The following is a 22,138-nucleotide window of genomic DNA, read 5'->3' as shown; positions in this document are numbered from 1 at the left end:
GCATGTCGTTCATCCACGCCAATCTGATCCACATTCTCGCCGCCGTATGGTTCGTCATTTGCTGGGGTGGCTACACCCGCTACGCGACGTGGAAGGGCCGCGACACCGCCTGCCTGGCCAGTGTGTTGCACCTGTATCGCGAAGACTGGATGCGCCGGATGCTGCTGCGGGACAATCGCATCGCCGACGCCAGTGTGATCGGCAATCTGGAGCGCAACGCGTCTTTCTTCGCCTCCAGCACGCTGATTATCCTGGCCGGCATTCTCACGGTGCTCGGCGCGTCGGAGCGGGCGGTGTCGTTGCTGGCGGATATCCCGATGGTGCAACAAGCCTCCCAAGGTATGTCGGAAATCAAGTTGCTGTGCCTGGCGCTGGTGTTTGTCTATGCATTCTTCACGTTCAGCTGGTGCATGCGTCAATACAACTTCGCAGCAATTCTGGTGGGTTCGGCGCCGATGGTCGGCGAGCGGCATGTCTCGGAGCAGGAACGCAAAGCCTTCGCTGCCCGCGCGGCGCGCGTCATCTCGATGGCGGCTAACCAGTTCAACTTCGGTCTGCGTTCCTATTACTTCGGCATGACCATGCTCGCCTGGTTTGTCAGCCCCTGGTTGTTCATGTTGATGAGCACCGGCGTGGTGCTGGTGCTCTATCGCCGGAAATTTCACTCTGACGTTCTCGATGTCATGGTCTATACCCCTACAGAGGCGCCATTGCCCGAAACCAATAGAGAGGCTGCTTGATGAGTATTCCGTTCTGGTGCGTGTTTATCAGTGCCGTGTTGATCTACGTGGCCCGCATGCCGGTGGCCAGGGCCATGAAAGAGCAGGGCGGTTACAACAATCACCTGCCACGCCAGCAACAGGCACAACTGACCGGTTTGGGCGCCCGGGCGTTGGCCGCCCATCAGAACAGCATTGAAGCGTTCATCCTTTTTGCGGTTGGGGTATTGATGGCGCACACCACGCAGACGGCGGGATGGCTGATTGATTCGCTGGCAATCATCTTCGTGATTGCGCGAGTCATCTACTTAGTGTGCTATCTGCGCGATCTCCCCTCGCTGCGGAGTCTGGTGTGGTTGGTAGGATTAGTGTGTTCGCTACTTTTGATGATTAGTCCGACTTTTAGAACAATTTTGCTCTAGCGAGACAAAACGACAGACAAAAGAAAACCCGCACTTGGCGGGTTTTCTTTATCACGCTAAAAACCGATTAGTTTTTAGGTGCTTCTTTTGCAGCGGCTGCGTTCGATTCAGCCTGAGCTTTGGCAGCATCGGCATTTTCTTTCGCAGCGTCGTTCACTTTATCCTGAGCTTTGTTCATGTCCTGCTGAGCTTGCTCAGCGTGTTTGTCGGCTTCTTGAGCTTTGTCCTCGGATTTTTTATCGCAGGCAGCGAGACCGAGGGAAGCGGTCAACATCAAGGCAATAGCTAAAGTCTTACGCATGGGGTGTTTCTCCTTATGGAATATATCTACTGGCCTTTCGAGCACAGCCGTCAGGGTTAAGTTCCTCAAATCGTTCAGATATATAAGATTAATCCCAACGGAACTTTTGCCGTCTATGACTAGTGCAAAGCCCGGAGACTAAGAAGAGTTTTTATAGAATGGCCGAAAACCCCGTTTTTGAGCGTGCGACGCGATTCTTGTCGGCACTGCGACATTGTCAGGTCCTCGGGCTGCGTGTTCACAGCGCCGGGAACGAAGGGCTCACCGTGATTCTGCCGTACAGCCCACAGATCGTCGGCAACCCGCAAACCGGTGTGATCCACGGCGGTGCATTGACCACGCTGATGGACACCGCCTGCGGTATGGCGACGCTCTGTGTGCTGCCCGAATTTGAAGTCTGCCCGACCCTCGACCTGCGCATCGACTACATGCACGCCGCCGAGCCGCATAAAGATGTATACGGCTTTGCCCAATGCTACCGGGTCACCACTGACGTGATCTTCGCCCGCGGTTTTGCCTATCAGGACGATCCAGAACAACCCATCGCCCACGTCGTGGGTACCTTCATGCGCATGGGCAAAGGCGTCAAAGGTACCAAGGGCTTTGGTGGTGTCATTGCGGGGGCGTCGACATGACCGACGATTTCAAGCAGCAACTGCAACAGGCCCATGAGCAGGGCGATTACGCCTCGCTGCTGCACCTTATCCCCTACGCCAAATTGATCGGTGTCGAGTGTTCGCGGGTCGGCGATGAGCTGTTGTTTCGCCTACCGGCGAACAAGTACAACATTGGTAACCCTTTATTGCCGGCGATTCATGGCGGCGTGATTGCCGGGTTCATGGAGCTGTCCGCTGCCCTGCATTTGCTGATTCTCACCGGTTCGCCGGGGGTGCCGAAGATCATCGACTTCTCCCTCGATTATCTGCGCGCCGGGCAGTTTCGCGATACCTGGGCACGATGCCAGGTCTGCCGTCAGGGGCGGCGCGTCGCCAATGTGGCGGTAACGGCCTGGCAAAGTACCGAAGCCGAGCCGATTGCCACGGCTCGCGCCCACTTCAAAATCGATGAGCCCTTGAAATCCTGAACTCAGCCCCCAACTTTGATGACAACCCGCCGTCGACCCTCTTGGTCGCGGCCACTGCCATCTGATTGGAGTTTGATGACCATGAGTGTGGAAACTCAAAAGGAAACCCTGGGCTTCCAGACCGAGGTGAAGCAACTGCTGCACCTCATGATCCATTCGCTGTATTCCAACAAGGAAATCTTCCTTCGCGAATTGATCTCGAACGCCTCTGACGCTGTCGACAAATTACGTTTCGAAGCCCTGTCCAAGCCTGAGTTGCTGGAAGGTGGCGCCGAGCTGAAAATCCGTGTGAGCTTCGACAAGGACGCTAAAACCGTCACCCTCGACGACAACGGTATCGGCATGAGCCGTGAAGACGCGATCACCCATCTGGGTACCATCGCCAAATCCGGCACCGCCGATTTCATGAAGCACCTGTCGGGTGACCAGAAGAAAGATTCGCACCTGATCGGTCAGTTTGGTGTCGGTTTCTACTCCGCCTTCATCGTCGCTGACAAAGTCGACGTGTTCAGCCGTCGTGCCGGTGCAGCCGCCAGCGAAGGCATGCACTGGTCGTCGAAAGGCGAAGGCGATTTTGAAGTTGCCACTGTCGAGAAAGCCGACCGCGGCACTCGCATCGTCCTGCACCTGAAGTCCGCTGAAGACGAATTCGCCGATGGCTGGCGTCTGCGCAACATCATCAAGAAGTACTCCGACCACATCGCTTTGCCGATCGAGCTGCCAAAAGAAGTGGCAGCCGTTGAGGGTGAAGAGGCGCCAGCCGTTGAATGGGAAACCGTCAACCGTGCCAGCGCCTTGTGGACTCGCTCGCGCACTGAAGTGAAGGACGAGGAATACCAGGAGTTCTACAAGCACATCGCTCACGATTACGAAAATCCGCTGAGCTGGAGCCACAACAAGGTCGAAGGCAAGCTCGAATACAGCTCGCTGCTTTACGTACCGACCCGTGCGCCGTTCGATCTGTACCAGCGTGAAGCGCCGAAAGGCCTGAAGCTTTACGTGCAACGCGTGTTCGTCATGGATCAGGCCGAGTCGTTCCTGCCGCTGTACCTGCGCTTCATCAAGGGCGTGGTCGATTCCAACGACCTGTCGCTGAACGTATCGCGGGAAATCCTGCAGAAAGACCCGATCATCGATTCGATGAAGTCGGCGCTGACCAAGCGCGTTCTGGACATGCTGGAAAAATTGGCGAAGAACGAGCCGGAGCAATACAAAGGCTTCTGGAAGAATTTCGGTCAGGTCATGAAAGAAGGCCCGGCAGAAGACTTCGCCAACAAAGAGAAAATCGCTGGCCTGCTGCGTTTCGCTTCTACTCAGGGCGAAGAAGGCGAGCAAATCGAGGGTCTGGCCGACTACCTGGCACGCGCCAAGGAAGGTCAGGACAAGATTTATTACCTCACCGGCGAAACCTACGCGCAAGTCAAAAACAGCCCGCACCTGGAAGTCTTCCGCAAGAAAGGCATCGAAGTGCTGCTGCTGACCGACCGCATCGACGAGTGGTTGATGAGCTACCTGAGCGACTTCGAAGGCAAGAGCTTTGTCGACGTGGCGCGCGGCGACCTGGACCTGGGCAACCTGGACTCGGAAGAGGATAAGAAAGCTGCGGAAGAAGTCGCCAAGTCGAAAGAAGGCCTGGTTGAGCGACTGAAAGCGGCACTGGGTGATTCGGTTGCTGAAGTGCGGGTTTCGCACCGTTTGACCGATTCCCCGGCGATTCTGGCCATCGGCGAACAGGACCTGGGCTTGCAGATGCGGCAGATCCTCGAAGCCAGCGGGCAGAAGGTGCCGGATTCGAAGCCAATCTTCGAATTCAACCCGGCTCACCCGCTGATCGAGAAGCTCGACAAGGAACAGAGCGACGAGCGCTTCGCCGACCTCTCGCACATCCTCTTCGATCAGGCGGCCCTGGCGGCCGGCGACAGCTTGAAAGATCCGGCCGCGTATGTGCGCCGCCTCAACAAGCTGCTGGTTGAACTGTCGGTTTAACTGCGTTGTACAAAAAAACCCGCTTCGGCGGGTTTTTTTTCTTAACCTGTCAGGCGGTAAAAAACTAAGGCAGTTCGATCCGCTCAACTTCCCCCGGCACCTTCGGCCAATCCCCAGCCGCCCAGCGCCGCCGTGCTTCATCAATGGCCGCCGGATCGCTCGCCACAAAATTCCAGTTGATCCGTCGCGGCCCATCCAGCGGCGCGCCGCCGAATAACACCGCATGACAGTCGCTCGCGGCGAACAATGTCATTTCTTCCCCCACCGGCAACACCACCAGCGAATGCAGTTCCAGCGGTTCGCCATCCAGTTGCGCATCACCGCTCAGCACATACAGCGCCCGCTCTTCATGCTCGGTTGGAATCAGCAGCGTAGTCGCCGTCTGCAGGTTTAATTCCGCGTACAGCGTAGGAGAAAGCACCGGCACCGGCGATTCCAGGCAAAAGCCTGACCCGGCAATCATGCGAATCTTCACCCCAAGGTTATCGCTGACCGGCAATGTGGCTGCCGGGTGATGGCTGTAGTGTCCCGGACCCTGTTCGTGGTTCTTCGGCGACGCCAGCCAGATCTGCAAGCCGTGCATCGTGAAACCAGCGGCCTTCATTGCTTCCGGCGTGCGCTCGACGTGGGCAATGGCGCTGCCGGCGGTCATCCAGCTGACATCGCCCGCCTCCACCACCTGATCGGAACCGAGGCTGTCCTTGTGCTGGATTTTGCCTTCGAACAGGTAGGTAAGGGTCGACAGACCAATGTGCGGATGCTGACGGATATTCATACCTTTGCCCGCCGGATAACGGGTTTGCAACATGTGGTCGAAAAACACAAAGGGCCCGACGCTGCGACATTTGGTTGAGGGCAGTGGGCGAAGAATCGGCTGGCCTTCGACATCTTCGGCGCGGGGGCGGATCACGAGCGGTGTGTTCATGGTGCATTCCAGGCTGAGCGAGTGACGCATGGAGCATAACCCGCTTGCCCGACGCTTGCCGCTATTGGCTGAAGGCACCTTCGGACAGATGGGTTTCGATGCTGACGTCCGTGGTGGTCATCAGCTTGTGCACGGGGCAGCGGTCGGCCACGCGGTGCAACTCGTCGCGCTGGGCGTCGGTGAGCACACCCTTGAGCGTGAGTTTGACGTGCAGTGCGTATTTGCCTTTTTGTTCTTCACTGTTGTCGCGTTTGACCTCGACCGTGACGCCGGTCAGCGGGATGTTTTTCTTTTTCGCATACAGCTTCAGGGTCAGGGCCTTGCACGCACCGAGGGCGGCATCGAAGTAGTCGTGCGGCTCCGGCGCCGAGCCTTCACCGCCGGCGGACGTCGGCACATCGGCAAAGAGTTCATGTTCATCGATTTGTACGCTGTGGCGAAAACCTTCAGCGGAAACGGTATTGACGGTGACGGTCATGAGGAACCTCGGCAGTAGGAAGAATCATTCGATCAAAAAAGACCTCGAAGTTATAGAGCATTGTGCAGTTTGTGCGTTCCACCTTTGTTTTTTGATTAAAAAAAAGCCCCGCAATAGCGGGGCTCTTCGTGTCGGTTTAAATCAGCTGCCTTTAACGGCCTTGCCGTTGACCGTGCCGTCGAGGAGCATGATGTTGTACTCCTTGCCGTCGGTTTCGACTTGTTGCAGGCGGACCAGCAGGTAATCCCAGTCCTTGGCGAACCACAGCACGGTGGTGCGCTTGCTTTGCGTCGGGTCGCGTACGCGCTCGACCTTGATCGCGTCGATCTGGCCAGCCTTGGTGTCGACCTTTTCCGAACCCAGCACGCGGAAGTCATAGGTATCGACTTCACCATCATCGACCACCTGATAGCTCATGCTTTTCTTGCCGGCGGCCACGTCGTGTTGCAGGGCCAGCTGGTAAGTGGATTTGTCGACCATGCCGCGGTTTAGCGGGATCTTGACCGCGTCGCCGCGATCGGTGCCGGTGACCATTTTGGTGGTCCAGTCGAAATCCAGATCAGCCTTCTTGGCTTTGCCCAGACCGCCACGTTCGAAGTGGTAGGACTGCGGCAGCATGGTGTCTTTGTCGAGGGTCAGGGTACTTTCTTCGGTCAGGCTGGCAATCATCATCGATGCCTTGAAGCTGAGCTTCCAGACGCCGTTGGCTTCCTTGACCAGGCTGCGCTCGGCGGTCCCGCTCATGGGCAGCTGCTTCCAGTCAGCGGTGTAGCTGGCGGAGAAAGGTTGAAGTTCCGTTGCCTGTGCCAAAGGCAGGGCAAGCAGAGCGCAAGCGAAGAGCAGGGCGCGACGCATAAAATCTCCTAGGTTCGAATCAAGTGGCCGCTGGCCGCGAGTAACGTGCCATCCAGTAAAGCACCTTGTTCGCCGAGAGATAAACGACCTTCGGCAAACCAGCGTACAGCCATCGGGTAGATCAGGTATTCCTGGGTGTGGACTCGCTGCGCCAGACTCTGCGGCGAATCGTGCAACTCTACCGGTATTACTGCCTGTACGACCAGTGGTCCGCCATCGAGTTCCTCGGTGACAAAGTGCACGGAGCAGCCATGTTCGGTGTCGCCAGCCTCCAGCGCGCGCTGATGAGTGTGTAACCCTTTGTATTTGGGTAGCAGCGACGGATGGATATTGAGCAGGCGACCCGCGTAATGGCGCACGAAGTCAGCGCTGAGGATGCGCATGAAACCGGCCAGGATCACGAGTTTGGGAGTGAAGGCGTCGATCAGTTCGATCAGCGCGGCGTCGAAGGCTTCGCGGCCTTCGAAAGTCTTGTGATCCAGGGAGCGGGTGTCGATACCCGCATCCCTGGCGCGTTGCAGGCCGTACGCGTCGGTGCGGTTGGAAATCACCGCAGCAATGCGAACCGGGCTGTCGCCGGTCCGCGTGCTGTCGATCAAGGCCTGCAAGTTACTGCCGGTGCCGGACAGCAGCACCACGACATCACAGGTGGCAGACATTAGTGCGCCTTAAGGTTCTTCAGTTCAACCTGAGCCGCGCCTTCGGCAGCTGTCGAGATCTGGCCGATGACCCAAGGTTGCTCGCCGGCTTCACGCAAAACGTTCAACGCGGTTTCAACGTGCTCCTGAGCCACGCAGATAACCATGCCGACGCCGCAGTTCAGTACGCGGTGCATTTCGTTTTCGTCGACGTTGCCTTGCTCTTGCAGCCAGTCGAACACCGCAGGGCGGGTCCAGCTTGCAACGTCAACCACCGCTTGCGCGCCTTTTGGCAGGACGCGCGGGATGTTGTCGAGCAGGCCGCCACCGGTGATGTGGGCCATGGCTTTGACCGCGCCGGTGTCTTTTATCAGCTTGAGCAGTGGCTTGACGTAGATACGGGTCGGGGCCATCAGCAGGTCGGTCAGCGGCTTGCCGTCGAGCTGGATGTTTTCGATGTCGGCACCGGACACTTCGATGATCTTGCGGATCAGCGAGTAGCCGTTGGAGTGCGGGCCGGAAGACGGCAGGGCGAGCAGGGCATCGCCGGCCGCAACTTTCGAACCGTCGATGATTTCGGATTTTTCCACGACGCCAACGCAGAAGCCGGCGAGGTCGTAGTCTTCGCCTTCGTACATGCCTGGCATTTCAGCGGTTTCGCCCCCGACCAGGGAGCAACCGGACAGTTCGCAGCCAGCGCCGATACCGGTGACCACCTGGGTCGCGGTTTCAACGTTGAGTTTGCCGGTGGCGTAGTAGTCGAGAAAGAACAGCGGCTCGGCGCCGCACACCACCAGGTCGTTGACGCACATGGCGACCAGGTCGATGCCGATGCTGTCGTGCTTGTTCAGGTTCAGCGCCAGACGCAGCTTGGTGCCCACGCCGTCGGTGCCGGAAACCAGTACAGGCTGCTTGTAGCCGGCCGGGATTTCGCAGAGGGCGCCGAAACCGCCCAGGCCGCCCATGACTTCCGGGCGCGCAGTGCGCTTGGCGACGCTCTTGATGCGTTCGACCAATGCTTCGCCGGCGTCGATGTCTACACCGGCGTCCTTGTAGCTCAGGGAGGGTTGCTTGCTCATGATCCAGGCCTTTAGGGGGGATTCAGGGGTAACGACCGATCCAGCGGGACCGCCGGAACAGACGAAGGCGAGTGCCATGCGCGCTATTCCGACACTGCCCGGCTGTTGCCGGTCTGCGAAGGCGCGCGATTTTATCAGGCTTGAGGGGCAGCGGCCATCCTCAGGCCGACAGCAGGGGCATATCCATACAAAAAAACCGATATTGCCAGTTTGGGGTGCCTCCCGCATGGCTGTATAAGGTATCGCGATTAACCGTCTATCGTTATGGCAGTGTGAAAAACTTAATCGGGGCGTGTGAATGTTTTGCGTCGGGCGATGGTCACAGCCTTGCTCGGTTGTCTTCATGCGGTCAGTTCCAGCCGCTCTTGTCGTCAGGAATCTTCCATGCGTTTTTTCAGAACATTGTTTGTCGGTTGTTTGTCCCTGGTCAGTCTGGCAAGTCAGGCCGAATCGGTCAAAAGCCTTTATCAGGTGCGCGAGCCTGTCAGCAGCCAGGCGCCGGAAGAGCGCGATCAAGCTACCCAGCGCGCGCTCGACACGCTGGTGCTGCGTCTGACCGGCGATCCCAAGGCCGCGCAAAATCCGGGATTGGCGGCGATTCGCAAAGACCCGCAGCAGATTATCAGTCAATACGGTTTTGATGCCGGTCCGCCGGAAGTGCTCAAGGTCGATTTCGACCCGGCCAGCACCGAGCAGGCGTTGCGCCGGGCCGGGCTGTCGTTGTGGGGCGCAAACCGACCGTCAATCCTCGCCTGGTGGCTGAACGACTCCGCCGAAGGTTCGAGCCTGGTCGGTGATGGCCAGGCCAGTGCTGCGCCGTTGCGGCGCGCGGCGCAACACCGTGGCTTGCCGCTGCGTCTGCCGCTGGCGGACCTGAGCGAGCAACTGGTCGCCACGGCGCCGAATCTTGAAGGAGCGGACGCCGCGCCTTTGCGCGCGGCCTCGGAGCGTTACAACGCAGACGCCTTGCTGGCGGTGCATGCCCACGAAGAGGGTGGCCAGTGGCAGGCCAAATGGCATTTATGGCTCGGCGATCAGAAAGAGGCGGGCAGCGTGCAGGGCGGCGATCAGGCCGCCGTGGCCGACGCGGTGTTGCTGGCGGTCAGTCAGCGCCTGGCGCCGCGCTTTGCGGTCAAGCCGGGTGCCTCGGGCGAGCAGTTGCTGGAAGTGCAGGGCATGAACCTGGAACGTTACGCGACGCTCGGGCGTTTGCTCGAACCGTTTGGCGGGCGCCTGCAAAGTGTCGACGCTGACCGGATTCTCTATCGGGTCAACGGCAGCGCCGAGCAGTTGCGTTCGCAGTTGTCGCTGGCGAAGTTGCAGGAGGTGCCGGCGGGTGAGGCGCCAGCACCGGCGGCGCCTGTGCAGCCGGTGGCGGAGGGATCGGCACCGGCTGTTGCACCTGCGCCGGCCCTGGTGCCGCAGTTGCGTTTCCGTTGGTAGGGTTTTCTTTCTTTATATAGAAGCATATGGAGTTGTTCATGGCCGATACGCGGCGTTGGTTCTGGTTGGGTGGAGTGGTTCTGCTCTGCGCGTTTATCTGGCTGTTGCATCCGATTCTGACGCCGTTTCTAGTGGCGCTGCTGTTGGCGTATCTGTTCGATCCGCTGGTGGATCGGCTGGAAAAGGCCGGTCTGTCGCGAACCTGGGGCGTAGTCGCAGTTTTCGCGCTGTTCACTTTGATTTTCACCACGCTGCTGTTGGTGTTGGTGCCGTTGCTCGCCAAACAGCTGTTTCGCCTATATGAGCTGGCGCCACAGATGCTCGACTGGTTGCAGCACAGCGCGTTGCCATGGGCGCAGTCGAAGTTCGGCCTGTCGGATGGCTTCTGGAAATTCGACAAGCTGAAGGCGGCCATCAGCGAACACATGGGTCAGACCACCGACATCGTCGGCGTGGTGCTGAGTCAGGCGACCGCTTCCAGCCTGGCGTTGATCGGCTGGCTGGCCAACCTGGTGCTGATCCCGGTGGTGAGTTTTTACTTGCTGCGCGACTGGGACATCATGATGGCCAAGATCCGCAGCTTGCTGCCACGCGATCGTGAAGAACGCGTGGTGACGCTGGCGGGCGAATGCCATGAAGTGCTCGGTGCGTTTGTGCGCGGGCAGTTACTGGTGATGGTGGCGCTCGGCGTAATCTACGCAGCGGGGCTGATGCTGGTCGGGCTGGAGCTGGGGTTGTTGATCGGCGTGATAGCCGGTCTGGCGGCGATCGTGCCCTACATGGGATTCGTCATCGGGATTGGCGCCGCGTTGATTGCGGGTCTGTTCCAGTTTGGCGGCGACCTTTACCCAATGCTGGGCATCGTCGCGGTGTTCATGGTGGGTCAGGCGCTGGAAGGCATGGTGCTGACGCCGTTGCTGGTGGGAGACCGGATCGGGCTACACCCGGTGGCCGTGATCTTCGCGATTCTCGCCGGTGGCGAGCTGTTCGGTTTTACGGGCGTGCTGCTGGCGCTGCCGGTGGCGGCGGTGATCATGGTGCTGGTGCGCCATGTGCATGATTTGTATAAGGATTCAGATATCTACAGTGGTGCTGACGAACCCGAGTTGTAAGGTTCGCAGATAGCACCTTGCGGGCGGCCGGTTTTATTGCCGGGCCGGCCCGTATCCCTTGCGCTGCTCTGCGCAAAAAACTGTCACAAAACCGGTGTGATAACGCAAACCTTTGATTTTGCTTATGGTCCGCCGCATTGTGCGGTCAGCGTCACGGGTATAAACTTCGCAAACTTTACACAGAGGCCACTAACGGTTCCTTGGGAACTGTTCAGTCAGCATGAAACCGATTCAGCTGCCCCTAGGTGTGCGTCTGCGTGACGACGCTACCTTTATCAATTACTACCCAGGCGCCAACGCCGCTGCACTCGGCTATGTCGAGCGGCTGTGCGAAGCCGACGCCGGCTGGACCGAGAGCCTGATTTATCTCTGGGGCAAGGACGGGGTAGGGCGCACGCACCTGCTGCAAGCCGCCTGCCTGCGATTTGAACAGCAGGGCGAGCCGGCGGTGTATCTGCCGTTGGCCGAACTGCTGGATCGCGGCACCGAAATCCTCGACAACCTAGAACAGTACGAACTGGTCTGCCTGGACGATCTGCAGGCGGTTGCTGGCCGAGCGGATTGGGAAGAAGCGTTGTTTCACCTGTTCAACCGTCTGCGCGACAGCGGTCGGCGTCTGCTGATTGCCGCGTCGACTTCACCGCGCGAATTGCCGGTAAAGCTGGCGGACCTGAAATCGCGCCTGACCCTGGCACTGATTTTCCAGATGCGACCGCTGTCCGACGAAGACAAACTGCGTGCCTTGCAACTGCGCGCCTCCCGTCGCGGCCTGCACCTGACCGACGAAGTCGGGCATTTTATTCTGACTCGCGGTACTCGCAGCATGAGCGCGTTGTTCGAGTTGCTTGAGCGCCTCGATCAAGCTTCCCTCCAAGCTCAGCGCAAGTTGACTATCCCCTTCCTCAAAGAGACGTTAGGTTGGTGAAGCCCCCGTTTTTCGGGGGCTTCGGCATATTTCAGGCGTCAGAAAATCCGCTTTCCTGCGAGGTGCAGGCCGCGCGAACGTCTAAATGGGGCTTAAGCGCTTAGATGTCAGCGCGAAACCGGGAAGTCACATTAAGTTCGATTGAATTTGCAAATCAGACCGATAGTGGGCATAGTCTCGGCTTCTTTATAACTAACAGCCACGGTCGTGCCCATGCTAAAGCGCTTCGCACCCCTCGTGCCTCTCGCACTCGTCACCCTGTTGTTCGGTTGCGCTGCCCACTCTCCAGTGTCCGAGCAAGCGCCGCAACAGCAGGCTAAAAATTCAGTTACCGCTCAATCCTCTTCCATTCTTTTCCAGGAAGAGCTCGCTACTGACAAGGAACTGGCTGACTTCGCCGACGGCAAGTCGTACCAGCTTCCGGTTCTGGCCGACAGCATCCTTGAACGTGGCATGTCCCTGATCGGTACCCGTTACCGTTTCGGCGGTACCTCCGAGGCAGGCTTCGATTGCAGCGGCTTCATCGGTTACCTGTTCCGTGAAGAGGCCGGCATGAACCTGCCGCGCTCCACACGCGAAATGATCAACGTTGACGCACCGCTGGTCGCTCGCAGTGCGCTCAAGCCGGGCGATCTGCTGTTCTTCGCCACCAATGGTCGCCGCGGTCGTGTCAGTCACGCCGGGATCTACCTTGGCGACAACCAGTTCATCCACTCCAGCAGCCGCAAAAGCGGTGGTGTCCGGGTTGATAGCCTGGGTGACAGCTACTGGAACAAAACCTTCATCGAAGCCAAGCGCGCACTCGCAATGGCCCCGACCGTGGTCACAGCACGCAAGTAAATGTTCTGCAGTCGTCACCTCAGTGGCGACAATCGCCGGCGCTGCAACGGAGTAGGCGGACAATTTGTAAGGCGAACTTAAAGTCTTACTTGAAGTTTGGCGTATAGCCGCTAGAATCCTGTCTATTATTGATGGCAAACCGCCTGCGTGCTGCGCAGGCGGTTTTCTTTTCTGTCCTTTCGACGGGAAAAAAGCCGCAGCCAGATCAGGATGTTCTGCAGATGACGATGTCGGCCCGCCTCGCACTCATGTTTTTCGCAGCATTGCTCAGCGCTTGCGCCAGTCGCCCACCGCCGCCTGCGTCGGTGGTCCGCGCGCCGATTGTCTTCAGTTCTTCGCAACCCTTTTCGCCCGAGGCGGAAGACGTGCTGTTTCGCGCGTTGGGCCTTGTTGGCACGCCTTATCGCTGGGGCGGCAACACGCCGGATTCAGGATTCGATTGCAGCGGCCTGATCGGTTATGTCTACCGCGACGTCGCCGGCATCGCCTTGCCGCGCACCACCCGCGAAATGATTAGCATGCAGGCGGCCGACGTCGGTAAAGAAGGCTTGCAAACCGGCGACCTGATTTTCTTCGCCACCAATGGCGGCTCCCAGGTCAGCCACGCGGGGATTTATGTCGGCGAAGGCCGCTTCGTGCACGCGCCGGCGACTGGCGGCACGGTGAAGCTCGACAGCCTGTCCAAGGCGTATTGGCAGAAAGCCTACCTCAGCGCCAAGCGTGTCCTGCAACCTGAACATCTGGCGCGCAATCCTTAGTTCCTGGCGGTCATCGGGCGCTGGCGTTAAACCCCTGTGGGAGCGGGCAACCCCGCTCCCACATTTTTTATGTCTTGAAAGTCGGATCTACTTCACCGCTGACACCCGCCACACCTTGTTCCCCACATCATCCGCCACCAGCAAGTCCCCCTGTTGATCGATCACCACACCCACCGGCCGGCCCATGGCGTCTTCGTCTTTATTGAGGAACCCGGTCAGCACATCCACCGGGGTCCCGGTCGGTTTGCCCGCCTTGAACGGCACGAAAATCACTTTGTAACCACTGTGCGGCTTGCGGTTCCACGACCCGTGCTGGCCGATGAATGCGCCTTCCTTGAATTGCGCGGGCAGCGAATTGCCTTCAGCAAACGTCAGGCCCAGCGACGCCGTATGCGGGCCGACCGCGTAGTCCGGTGCAATGGCCTTGGCCACCAGGTCCGGGTTTTGCGGGTCGACGCGAATGTCTACGTGCTGACCGTAATAACTGAACGGCCAACCGTAGAATGCGCCGTCCTTGACCGAGGTGATGTAGTCCGGCACCAGGTCGCTGCCGATTTCATCCCGCTCGTTGACCGCCGTCCACAGCGCGCCACTCTGCGGCTCCCAGGCCATGCCGTTCGGGTTACGCAAGCCTGACGCGAAGATCCGGTGGTTACCGCTAGCGCGATCGACTTCCCAGATCGCCGCGCGACCTTCTTCCTTGTCCAGACCGTTTTCAGCGACGTTGCTGTTGGAGCCGACGGTGACGTACAGCTTGCTCCCGTCCTTGCTGGCGATGACGTTTTTGGTCCAGTGGTGATTCAGAGGGCCGCCCGGCAGATCGACGACTTTGATCGGTTGCGACTTGATCGCCGTATCGCCGTCTTCATAGTGGAATCGCATCAAACGATCGGTATCGGCGACATACAGGTCGTTGCCGACCAGGGTCATGCCGAAAGGCGAATTGAGGTTTTCCAGGAACACCGTTCGGGTTTCGGCGATGCCGTCGTGGTCCTTGTCCCGTAGCAGCGTGATCCGGTTCGGGCTTGGGACGCCAGCACCGGCGCGGCCCATGACTTTCTTCATGACCCAGCCTTTGATGCCTTTGCCGTCATCGGGTTTCGGTGGCGCGTTGGTTTCGGCGACCAGCACGTCGCCGTTGGGCAGTACGTACAGCCAGCGCGGGTGATCGAGACCTTCGGCAAACGCGGCGACCTGGGTGCCCGCGGCGGCGGTGGGTTTTGCGCCATCGGGCCAGCCGATGGCCGGAGCGATGTTCACCGTCGGGATCAGGGTCTTGTTCGGTTCTGGCAGTTTGGGCGACGGGCCGGTGCCGTCGGAGACTTGCAGGCTGGAGGTTTCACCGCAGGCGGCGAGCCCTCCGGCGAGGGCGATGACGAGAACGAGCTGGGGCTTGCGCATGCTGAACTTCCCTATAAATGCAGTGACCTGATCAGTAGAGAAGCGCAAACCCGCGATGGTTCAACCGGTTAGCCGCGAGCCTCCTTGAGGAGCACGGCAATACCCGGGTGATAGTTGCCGGCTTCGTTGCGCAATTTGCGGTAGGCGTAGGGGAAATACCAGGCGACGGCGCAGGAATGTTCCTTTTGCAGGTCGTCCACCATGTCCTGGAGTTCTTCCGGCGTCGCGCTTTGCTGGGCCTTTTGTGGGGCAACGAACAGGCAGCCGAGCTTCAGGTCGCTGGAGTAGCTGATGCGTTTTGCTTCGCTGGTGATGTCCAGCAACGCCTGAGTCAGGTTCAGGCTATTGACCCGTGGCCAGCGTTGCGTGGTTTGCAGATAAGCGCGTTCTTCGGGAGAAGCGATAAACAGATCGGCGCGACCGTTGCGTTCGCCTTCTTCATTCTGTTTGCGCGTGGGTGTTTGCTGCAGCGTGACCATTTCCGCCATCCAGGCCGCGGCGGAGAGCAAGCCGAGGTTGGCTTTTTCGTCGTACCAGTAAGGGGTGTCGTTATCGCCGCGCACGGCGTTGTAGCGGTCAATACAGTCAAACCACCGTTCCAGCACCGGGCGCAGGAATTCCAGCTTCGGATTGCTGATGATCATGCCTTGCATACGGCTTACCCTTGTTCTTGTGATGTGGGGTTGTGGCTATTTGATATCACTGCTGAGAGTGTGGCACAAAGATTATCATCAGTTAGTTGATCGACGGCAGTTATTCGCCCGGCGGCGCCCCGGCTTTAATTGACGCTCCACCCCCAACCCTCTAACCTTCGCGGCTTGTTTCAGGTGCTCTGTGGCCTCGGTCGACAGAGTGAAACAGGGAAGCCGGTGAGTGCGTTGGTTCAACTGATGAACCGCCACGATCCCGGCGCTGCCCCCGCAACGGTAAATGAGTGAAAACTGCGCCTTGAGCCACTGTGTTTTTATCGACATGGGAAGGCGCGCAGTCCGGCGAAAAGCCGCTCATGAGCCCGGAGACCGGCCTGATCCATCCAGCGGCATCACGGTGGGCGATGCCAGGCTTTTTGCCGTCTATTCTTGTGCCTGCCCGCCGTTATCCAGTCTCAACGGAGAGCTCCCCCATGACTGATACCCCCGATCGTGACGAACGCCACCTGGCGCGCATGCTGCGCAAAAAAGCCGTGATCGACGAGCGCATCGCCAACTCGCCGAACGAATGCGGGCTGCTGCTGGTGCTGACCGGCAATGGCAAAGGCAAAAGCAGCTCGGCGTTCGGCATGCTCGCGCGCTCCATGGGCCATGGCATGCAATGCGGCGTGGTGCAGTTCATCAAGGGCCGTCACAGCACCGGTGAAGAGTTGTTCTTCCGGCGTTTCCCGGAGCAGGTAAGGTTCCATGTGATGGGCGAGGGCTTTACCTGGGAAACCCAGGACCGTCAGCGCGACATCGCCGCCGCGGAAGCGGCCTGGGCGGTTACCCGCGAACTGCTGCGCGATCCGTCGATCGGCCTGGTGGTGCTCGACGAATTGAACATCGCCCTCAAGCACGGATACCTCGACCTCGATCAGGTACTCAGCGACTTGCAGGCCCGTCCACCGATGCAGCACGTGGTGGTCACCGGCCGCGGCGCCAAGCCGGAAATGATCGAACTGGCCGACACCGTCACCGAAATGGGCGTGATCAAGCATGCGTTCCAGGCCGGGATCAAAGCGCAGAAGGGCGTTGAGCTGTGAGTACTATTTTATGAAAAGCCTGCGTCATTGCCCGGCGGTCCTGATCGCCGCGCCGGCCTCAGGCCAGGGCAAGACCACCGTCACTGCCGCGCTGGCCCGTTTGCATCGCAATCAGGGACGCAAGGTTCGCGTGTTCAAATGCGGCCCGGACTTTCTCGACCCGATGATCCTCGAGCGCGCCAGCGGTGCGCCGGTGTATCAACTGGACATGTGGATGGTCGGCGAGCAGGAAAGTCGTCGGTTGTTGTGGGAAGCTGCCGGTGAAGCGGATCTGATCCTGATCGAAGGCGTCATGGGCCTGTTCGACGGCACGCCGTCGAGCGCCGACCTGGCGCGGCACTTCGGCGTGCCGGTGCTCGGAGTGATCGACGGTACGGCAATGGCGCAGACCTTCGGCGCGCTGGCGTTGGGCCTGGCGAAGTATCAGCCGGATTTGCCGTTCGCCGGGGTGCTGGCCAACCGTGTGGGCACCTTGCGCCATGCTCAGTTGCTCGAAGGCAGCCTGACCGAAGGTATGCGCTGGTACGGCGCATTGTCCCGGGAAACCGGGATTGAATTGCCGAGCCGGCACCTTGGTCTGGTGCAGGCCAGCGAGTTGAATGACCTCGATCTGCGTCTCGATGCGGCGGCTGAATCACTGGCCAGCAGCTGCGACGTTGCGCTGCCGCCACCGGTGCAATTCGCTGCGCCCGAAATGATCGCCGCCGAACCGTTGCTGGACGGTGTTCGCATTGCGGTGGCCCGTGACGAAGCCTTTGCGTTTACTTACGGCGCGAGTCTGGATTTGCTGCGGGCGATGGGCGCTGAACTGTCGTTCTTTTCGCCGATTCGTGACACCCAGTTGCCGGAAGCTGACAGCCTCTATCTGCCGGGCGGTTACCCGGAATTGCACCATGTGGCGCTGTCGCAAAATACGTCGATGCTCGACGCCATCCGCGCGCATCACGCGGCGGGCAAACCGTTGCTGGCCGAATGTGGCGGCATGTTGTACCTGCTCGATTCGCTGACCGATATCGAGGGCTCGCGCGCGGAACTGGTCGGTTTGCTCGCGGGTGATGCGGTGATGCAGAAAAAGCTGGCGGCGCTGGCCTTGCAAGCGGTGGAGTTGCCGGAAGGTTCGCTGCGCGGGCATACCTATCACCATTCGTTGACCAGCACCGAACTAGAGCCGATTGCCCGTGGCCTGAGCCCGAATGGCGGGCGCGGGGCGGAGGCGGTTTATCGCGAGGGGCGGATGACGGCTTCCTACGTACACTTTTATTTTCCGTCGAATCCGACCGCGATTGCCGCGTTGTTTGCGCCTGGACATGAGGTCGCCATCGCGAGCAGGCTCACTCCTACATTGGATAGCGCTTTACCTGAAGAAATGCGGTCAACTGTAGGAGCGAGCCTGCTCGCGAAGAGGCCATGACCGACAACGCATTCACTGAAGGCGAACGCGCAGCGGTTTACCGCGCCATCGCCGAGCGCCGCGACATGCGCCACTTCACCGGTGGCACCGTCGAGCCCGAGCTACTTCTGCGTCTGCTAGAAGCCGCCCACCAAGCCCCGAGCGTCGGCCTGATGCAGCCCTGGCGGTTCATCCGCATCAGCGACCGGGACTTGCGCGGCCAGATCCAGTTACTGGTGGAAGACGAACGCATCCGCACCGCCGAAGCCCTCGGCGAACGCACTGATGAATTCATGAAGCTAAAAGTCGAAGGCATCAACGACTGCGCGGAAGTGCTGGTCGCCGCCTTGATGGACGATCGCGAGCGGCACATTTTCGGCCGCCGCACCTTGCCGGAAATGGACATGGCCTCGCTGTCCTGCGCAATCCAGAACTTGTGGCTGGCGTCCCGTGCCGAAGGACTCGGCATGGGCTGGGTGTCATTGTTCGAACCGCAAGCCCTGGCCGACTTGCTCGGTTTGCCAGTCGGGGCCAAGCCCTTGGCGATTCTTTGCCTGGGGTCGGTCAAGGAATTCTATCCGGCGCCGATGCTGGTACTCGAAGGCTGGGCGCAGGCGCGTTCACTCAGCGAGTTGCTGTATGAAAATTATTGGGGAGTGAGTCAATGAGTGTGGCGTTATTGAGTGTCGCCGCAGTTGCGCTGGATGCGCTGCTGGGTGAACCCAAACGCTGGCATCCGCTGGTGGCGTTCGGCCGTTTTGCCGACCGCATCGAACAACGGTTCAATGGCGGCGGTCGCGGCTGGCGCAGTCACGGCGTCACGGCCTGGGTAATCGCGGTGCTGCCGCTGACGTTGCTCGCCACGGCGTTTTCCTGGGCGCCTTATGTCGGCTGGATCGTCGAGATTCTCGCACTGTATTGCGCCCTCGGTTTGCGCAGTCTGGGTGAGCACGTCGGGCCGGTCGCGAAGGCGCTGCGCAGCGATGATCTGGAGGAAGCGCGCAAGCGTGTCGGCTATCTGGTCAGTCGCCAGACCAGTGAGCTGGACGAGACCGAAGTCGCCCGCGCCGCCACCGAATCGGTATTGGAGAATGGCAGCGACGCGGTATTTGCCGCGCTGTTCTGGTTTGTCGTGGCCGGCGCGCCCGGGGTGGTGCTCTACCGATTGAGCAATACGCTGGATGCGATGTGGGGCTATCGCAACGAACGCTTCGAACGGTTTGGCTGGGCGGCGGCTAAGATCGATGACGTCCTCAACTACATTCCCGCGCGACTGGTGGCGTTGACCTACGCGCTGCTGGGAAAAACCCGACTCGCGCTCAAGTGCTGGCGCAGCCAGGGCCCGACCTGGGACAGCCCGAACGCCGGTCCGGTGATGGCGGCGGGTGCCGGTGCGCTGGGTGTCGAATTGGGCGGGGCGGCGATTTATCACGGTGAACTGCATCAACGTCCGCCGCTGGGCGAAGGCGTGCCGGCGGACGCCGACTCCATCGACCGCGGCTGGCAATTGGTCCAGCGCGGGGTATGGTTATGGCTGCTGATTCTCTGCGTGGGGGCTGAATTTTATGCTTGAACACGGTGGGCGCTTGCGTAAGGTAGCGCTCGAATACGGCATCGCCGAAACCGAATGGCTCGACCTGTCCAGCGGCCTCGCGCCCTGGCCGTTTCCGGTCCCGGACATTCCATTGCGCGCATGGGCGCGATTGCCGGAAACCGATGACGGGCTGGAACAGGCCGCCTGCGATTATTACGGCGCGGCGCATGTGCTGCCGGTGGCCGGTTCGCAAATGGCCATCCAGTTGCTGCCACGTTTGCGCCGGGTCGGCAAGGTCGGCGTATTGTCGCCGTGCTACGCCGAGCACGCCGAAGCCTGGCGACGCAACGGCTACATTGTGCGCGAAGTGCTGGAGCAGGAAGTCGACTTCTTCCTCGACAGCCTCGATGTGCTGGTGGTGGTCAACCCGAACAATCCTACCGGCCTGAGCCTGACCCCGAGCCGTTTGCTCGCCTGGCATTCCAGGCTCGCCCAGCGCGGCGGCTGGCTGGTGGTGGACGAGGCGTTCATGGACAACACGCCGCAGCTGAGCCTGGCGCCGTGTGCGCATCAGGTCGGCTTGATTGTGCTGCGTTCCTTTGGCAAGTTTTTTGGTCTGGCCGGGGTGCGGCTGGGGTTCGTGCTGGCGGAGCGCAAGTTGCTCAAATTGCTCGCCGAGCAAGTCGGGCCGTGGGGCGTCAGCGGACCGACGCGAGTGGTCGGGCAAGCCTGTTTGCGGGATACCGAGGGGCACGCCAGGCAACGTGTACGCACCGAACAGGCCCGCGAACGTTTGGCGTTGTTGCTTGAGGTGAATGGTTTCAAACCTCAGGGCGGTTGCGCGTTGTTTCAATGGGTGGTGACCGAGCTCGCGCCAGAGCTGCACAAGTTCATGGCCCGGCGCGGCATTCTATTGCGGCTGTTCACGCACACCACCAGCCTGCGTTTCGGCCTGCCCGGCGAAGAAGCCGATTGGGCTCGACTTGAGCAAGCGCTCGACGCCTTTGCCAAGGAAACCCGATGACCACGTTGATGGTGCAGGGCACGACCTCGGATGCGGGTAAAAGCACGCTGGTGACGGCGCTGTGTCGCTGGGTCATCCGCCAAGGCGTGCGCGTCGTGCCGTTCAAGCCGCAGAACATGGCACTCAACAGTGCCGTGACCACCGACGGCGGCGAGATCGGTCGCGCACAAGCGGTGCAGGCCCAGGCCGCCAAACTTGAACCGCACACCGACATGAACCCGGTGCTGCTCAAACCCAACAGCGACACCGGCGCCCAAGTGATCATTCACGGGCGCGCCGTCACCACGATGAACGCCGTCGCCTATCACGACTACAAAGTCATCGCCATGCAAGCAGTGCTGGCTTCCCACGCACGGCTGAGCGCGGCTTATCCCGTGGTCATGGTCGAAGGCGCGGGTTCGCCGGCGGAGATCAATCTGCGTGCCGGCGACATTGCCAACATGGGATTTGCCGAGGCGGTGGATTGCCCGGTGGTGCTGATCGCCGACATCAATCGCGGCGGGGTCTTCGCGCATTTGGTGGGCACGCTGGAACTGCTGTCGCCGAGCGAGCAGGCGCGGGTCAAAGGTTTCATCATCAACCGTTTTCGAGGCGACATTGCCCTGCTGCAACCGGGCCTCGACTGGCTTGAAGCGCGCACCGGCAAACCGGTGATCGGCGTGTTGCCCTATGTGATGGACCTGCATCTGGAGGCCGAGGACGGCATCGATCAGCGTCAGATCGACAAGGCCGATCAGGTGCTGAAAGTCGTAGTGCCGGTGTTGCCGCGCATCAGCAACCACACCGATTTCGATCCGCTGCGCCTGCACCCGCAAGTGGACCTGCAATTCATCGGTCCCGGCCAGGAGATTGCGCCGGCCGACCTGATCATTCTGCCTGGCTCGAAAAGCGTGCGCAGCGATCTCGCGTACTTGCGTGCCAATGGCTGGGAAACCGCCATCGCCCGCCATCTGCGTTACGGCGGCAAAGTGCTGGGGATTTGCGGCGGCCTGCAAATGCTCGGCGAGCAGGTGCACGACCCGCTGGGCCTCGAAGGCGCGCCGGGTTCCAGCGCCGGGCTCGGTTTGCTGGCGTTCACCACGCAACTAGAGGAAGAAAAGCAACTGCGCAATGTACGCGGGCGCCTGGCGCTGGAAGATGCGGCCGTCAGCGGTTATGAAATCCATGCCGGCGTGACGAGCGGGCCGGCGTTGGAAAACGCCGCCGTGCAACTGGACGATGGCCGTTGCGACGGTGCGCAAAGTCTCGATGGGCAGATTTTCGGCACTTACCTGCATGGTCTGTTTGAATCGCCGGCGGCGTGCAGTGCGCTGTTGCGTTGGGCGGGATTGCAGGACGTGCAGGAGGTGGATTACCACGGGTTGCGCGAGCGTGATATCGAGCGGTTGGCGGATCTGGTGGAGAAACATCTGGATACCCGGCTGTTGCGTGAACTCTGCGGGATTTGAGCTGACTGTGCCGCCCCCTTCGCGAGCCGGCTCGCGAAGGC

General features: G+C 60.2%; 24 protein-coding genes and 1 riboswitch. Of the genes, 16 read left to right on the top strand and 8 right to left on the bottom strand.

Annotated features, from left to right (window positions below):
• Positions 1-2: 2 nt before the first annotated feature.
• The gene (locus ACYZT4_RS12950; protein WP_461988297.1) at positions 3-740 is read left to right on the top strand and encodes a DUF599 domain-containing protein; all 738 of its coding nucleotides are present in this window, start codon (positions 3-5) and stop codon (positions 738-740) included.
• Positions 740-1,141, top strand: coding sequence for an MAPEG family protein (locus ACYZT4_RS12945; protein ID WP_461988295.1), 402 nt, complete (start codon positions 740-742; stop codon positions 1,139-1,141). Before ACYZT4_RS12950 ends, ACYZT4_RS12945 begins: the two co-directional genes overlap by 1 nt.
• Before the next feature lie 67 nt (positions 1,142-1,208).
• Here the strand turns inward: ACYZT4_RS12945 and ACYZT4_RS12940 are convergent, their stop codons facing one another.
• Positions 1,209-1,442: a hypothetical protein gene (locus ACYZT4_RS12940; protein WP_461988293.1), complete on the bottom strand. Its 234-nt coding sequence runs from the start codon at positions 1,440-1,442 to the stop codon at positions 1,209-1,211.
• Between the two features lie 158 nt (positions 1,443-1,600).
• Between ACYZT4_RS12940 and ACYZT4_RS12935 the strand changes: the two genes are divergently transcribed.
• The 3 genes from ACYZT4_RS12935 (at position 1,601) to htpG (ending at position 4,512) form a co-directional block, all read left to right on the top strand.
• Positions 1,601-2,077, top strand: a complete 477-nt coding sequence (locus tag ACYZT4_RS12935) for a PaaI family thioesterase (RefSeq protein ID WP_461988291.1) — start codon at positions 1,601-1,603, stop codon at positions 2,075-2,077.
• The gene (locus ACYZT4_RS12930; RefSeq protein WP_461988289.1) at positions 2,074-2,526 is read left to right on the top strand and encodes a PaaI family thioesterase; all 453 of its coding nucleotides are present in this window, start codon (positions 2,074-2,076) and stop codon (positions 2,524-2,526) included. Before ACYZT4_RS12935 ends, ACYZT4_RS12930 begins: the two co-directional genes overlap by 4 nt.
• An 81-nt stretch (positions 2,527-2,607) precedes the next feature.
• Positions 2,608-4,512 carry a molecular chaperone HtpG gene (gene htpG, locus ACYZT4_RS12925; protein ID WP_461988287.1) on the top strand — a complete coding sequence of 635 codons (1,905 nt, stop codon included), beginning with the start codon at positions 2,608-2,610 and terminating at the stop codon, positions 4,510-4,512.
• A 64-nt stretch (positions 4,513-4,576) separates the two neighbouring features.
• Here the strand turns inward: htpG and ACYZT4_RS12920 are convergent, their stop codons facing one another.
• From ACYZT4_RS12920 to purM, 5 genes are all read right to left on the bottom strand, one after another.
• Entirely contained in the window at positions 4,577-5,437 is an 861-nt protein-coding gene (locus tag ACYZT4_RS12920; protein ID WP_461988285.1) for a pirin family protein, read from the bottom strand.
• A gap of 61 nt (positions 5,438-5,498) precedes the next feature.
• On the bottom strand, positions 5,499-5,915 hold the full coding sequence (locus ACYZT4_RS12915; protein ID WP_461988283.1) for an OsmC family protein: 417 nt from the start codon (positions 5,913-5,915) through the stop codon (positions 5,499-5,501).
• 141 nt (positions 5,916-6,056) lie between these two features.
• Entirely contained in the window at positions 6,057-6,770 is a 714-nt protein-coding gene (locus ACYZT4_RS12910) for a DUF3108 domain-containing protein (RefSeq protein WP_461988281.1), read from the bottom strand.
• 8 nt (positions 6,771-6,778) lie between these two features.
• Positions 6,779-7,429 (bottom strand): phosphoribosylglycinamide formyltransferase, encoded by a 651-nt coding sequence (gene purN, locus ACYZT4_RS12905; protein ID WP_461988279.1) that lies wholly within the window; start codon positions 7,427-7,429, stop codon positions 6,779-6,781.
• A complete protein-coding gene (purM, locus tag ACYZT4_RS12900; RefSeq protein WP_128873302.1) occupies positions 7,429-8,487 on the bottom strand; it encodes a phosphoribosylformylglycinamidine cyclo-ligase in 1,059 nt (352 codons plus the stop codon). The genes purN and purM overlap by 1 nt, the downstream gene beginning before the upstream one ends.
• A gap of 384 nt (positions 8,488-8,871) precedes the next feature.
• On the opposite strand from purM, the gene ACYZT4_RS12895 reads away from it, so the two are divergent.
• From ACYZT4_RS12895 to ACYZT4_RS12875, 5 genes are all read left to right on the top strand, one after another.
• Positions 8,872-9,930: a DUF2066 domain-containing protein gene (locus ACYZT4_RS12895; RefSeq protein ID WP_461988276.1), complete on the top strand. Its 1,059-nt coding sequence runs from the start codon at positions 8,872-8,874 to the stop codon at positions 9,928-9,930.
• Positions 9,931-9,968: 38 nt separating this feature from the next.
• Complete coding sequence (locus tag ACYZT4_RS12890; protein ID WP_461988274.1) at positions 9,969-11,042, top strand: AI-2E family transporter; 1,074 nt, start codon at positions 9,969-9,971, stop codon at positions 11,040-11,042.
• A 220-nt stretch (positions 11,043-11,262) separates the two neighbouring features.
• The gene (gene hda, locus ACYZT4_RS12885; RefSeq protein ID WP_461988272.1) at positions 11,263-11,967 is read left to right on the top strand and encodes a DnaA regulatory inactivator Hda; all 705 of its coding nucleotides are present in this window, start codon (positions 11,263-11,265) and stop codon (positions 11,965-11,967) included.
• Between the two features lie 213 nt (positions 11,968-12,180).
• Positions 12,181-12,807 carry a C40 family peptidase gene (locus tag ACYZT4_RS12880; RefSeq protein WP_461988270.1) on the top strand — a complete coding sequence of 209 codons (627 nt, stop codon included), beginning with the start codon at positions 12,181-12,183 and terminating at the stop codon, positions 12,805-12,807.
• A gap of 221 nt (positions 12,808-13,028) precedes the next feature.
• Positions 13,029-13,565 carry a C40 family peptidase gene (locus tag ACYZT4_RS12875; RefSeq protein WP_461988268.1) on the top strand — a complete coding sequence of 179 codons (537 nt, stop codon included), beginning with the start codon at positions 13,029-13,031 and terminating at the stop codon, positions 13,563-13,565.
• An 87-nt stretch (positions 13,566-13,652) separates the two neighbouring features.
• On the opposite strand, the gene ACYZT4_RS12870 is transcribed toward ACYZT4_RS12875, so the two are convergent.
• Positions 13,653-14,966 (bottom strand): PQQ-dependent sugar dehydrogenase, encoded by a 1,314-nt coding sequence (locus ACYZT4_RS12870; RefSeq protein ID WP_461988267.1) that lies wholly within the window; start codon positions 14,964-14,966, stop codon positions 13,653-13,655.
• Positions 14,967-15,034: 68 nt separating this feature from the next.
• On the bottom strand, positions 15,035-15,619 hold the full coding sequence (locus tag ACYZT4_RS12865) for a hypothetical protein (RefSeq protein ID WP_461988265.1): 585 nt from the start codon (positions 15,617-15,619) through the stop codon (positions 15,035-15,037).
• A gap of 155 nt (positions 15,620-15,774) precedes the next feature.
• Positions 15,775-16,008: riboswitch (cobalamin riboswitch) on the top strand.
• Between the two features lie 81 nt (positions 16,009-16,089).
• Between ACYZT4_RS12865 and cobO the strand changes: the two genes are divergently transcribed.
• The 6 genes from cobO to ACYZT4_RS12835 are packed head-to-tail and all read left to right on the top strand — an operon-like array spanning position 16,090 to position 22,097.
• The gene (gene cobO / locus ACYZT4_RS12860) at positions 16,090-16,701 is read left to right on the top strand and encodes a cob(I)yrinic acid a,c-diamide adenosyltransferase (protein WP_461988264.1); all 612 of its coding nucleotides are present in this window, start codon (positions 16,090-16,092) and stop codon (positions 16,699-16,701) included.
• A gap of 10 nt (positions 16,702-16,711) precedes the next feature.
• A complete protein-coding gene (locus ACYZT4_RS12855) occupies positions 16,712-18,112 on the top strand; it encodes a cobyrinate a,c-diamide synthase (RefSeq protein ID WP_461988262.1) in 1,401 nt (466 codons plus the stop codon).
• Complete coding sequence (gene bluB / locus ACYZT4_RS12850) at positions 18,109-18,759, top strand: 5,6-dimethylbenzimidazole synthase (protein WP_461988260.1); 651 nt, start codon at positions 18,109-18,111, stop codon at positions 18,757-18,759. The genes ACYZT4_RS12855 and bluB overlap by 4 nt, the downstream gene beginning before the upstream one ends.
• The gene (cbiB, locus tag ACYZT4_RS12845; protein ID WP_461988258.1) at positions 18,756-19,664 is read left to right on the top strand and encodes an adenosylcobinamide-phosphate synthase CbiB; all 909 of its coding nucleotides are present in this window, start codon (positions 18,756-18,758) and stop codon (positions 19,662-19,664) included. Before bluB ends, cbiB begins: the two co-directional genes overlap by 4 nt.
• On the top strand, positions 19,657-20,649 hold the full coding sequence (gene cobD, locus ACYZT4_RS12840; protein WP_461988257.1) for a threonine-phosphate decarboxylase CobD: 993 nt from the start codon (positions 19,657-19,659) through the stop codon (positions 20,647-20,649). The genes cbiB and cobD overlap by 8 nt, the downstream gene beginning before the upstream one ends.
• The gene (locus ACYZT4_RS12835) at positions 20,646-22,097 is read left to right on the top strand and encodes a cobyric acid synthase (RefSeq protein WP_461988255.1); all 1,452 of its coding nucleotides are present in this window, start codon (positions 20,646-20,648) and stop codon (positions 22,095-22,097) included. Before cobD ends, ACYZT4_RS12835 begins: the two co-directional genes overlap by 4 nt.
• Positions 22,098-22,138 lie beyond the last annotated feature (41 nt).

The sequence above is a fragment of the Pseudomonas sp. GB2N2 genome (genome assembly GCF_054897705.1).
This window is presented reverse-complemented; position numbering and strand designations above follow the sequence as displayed.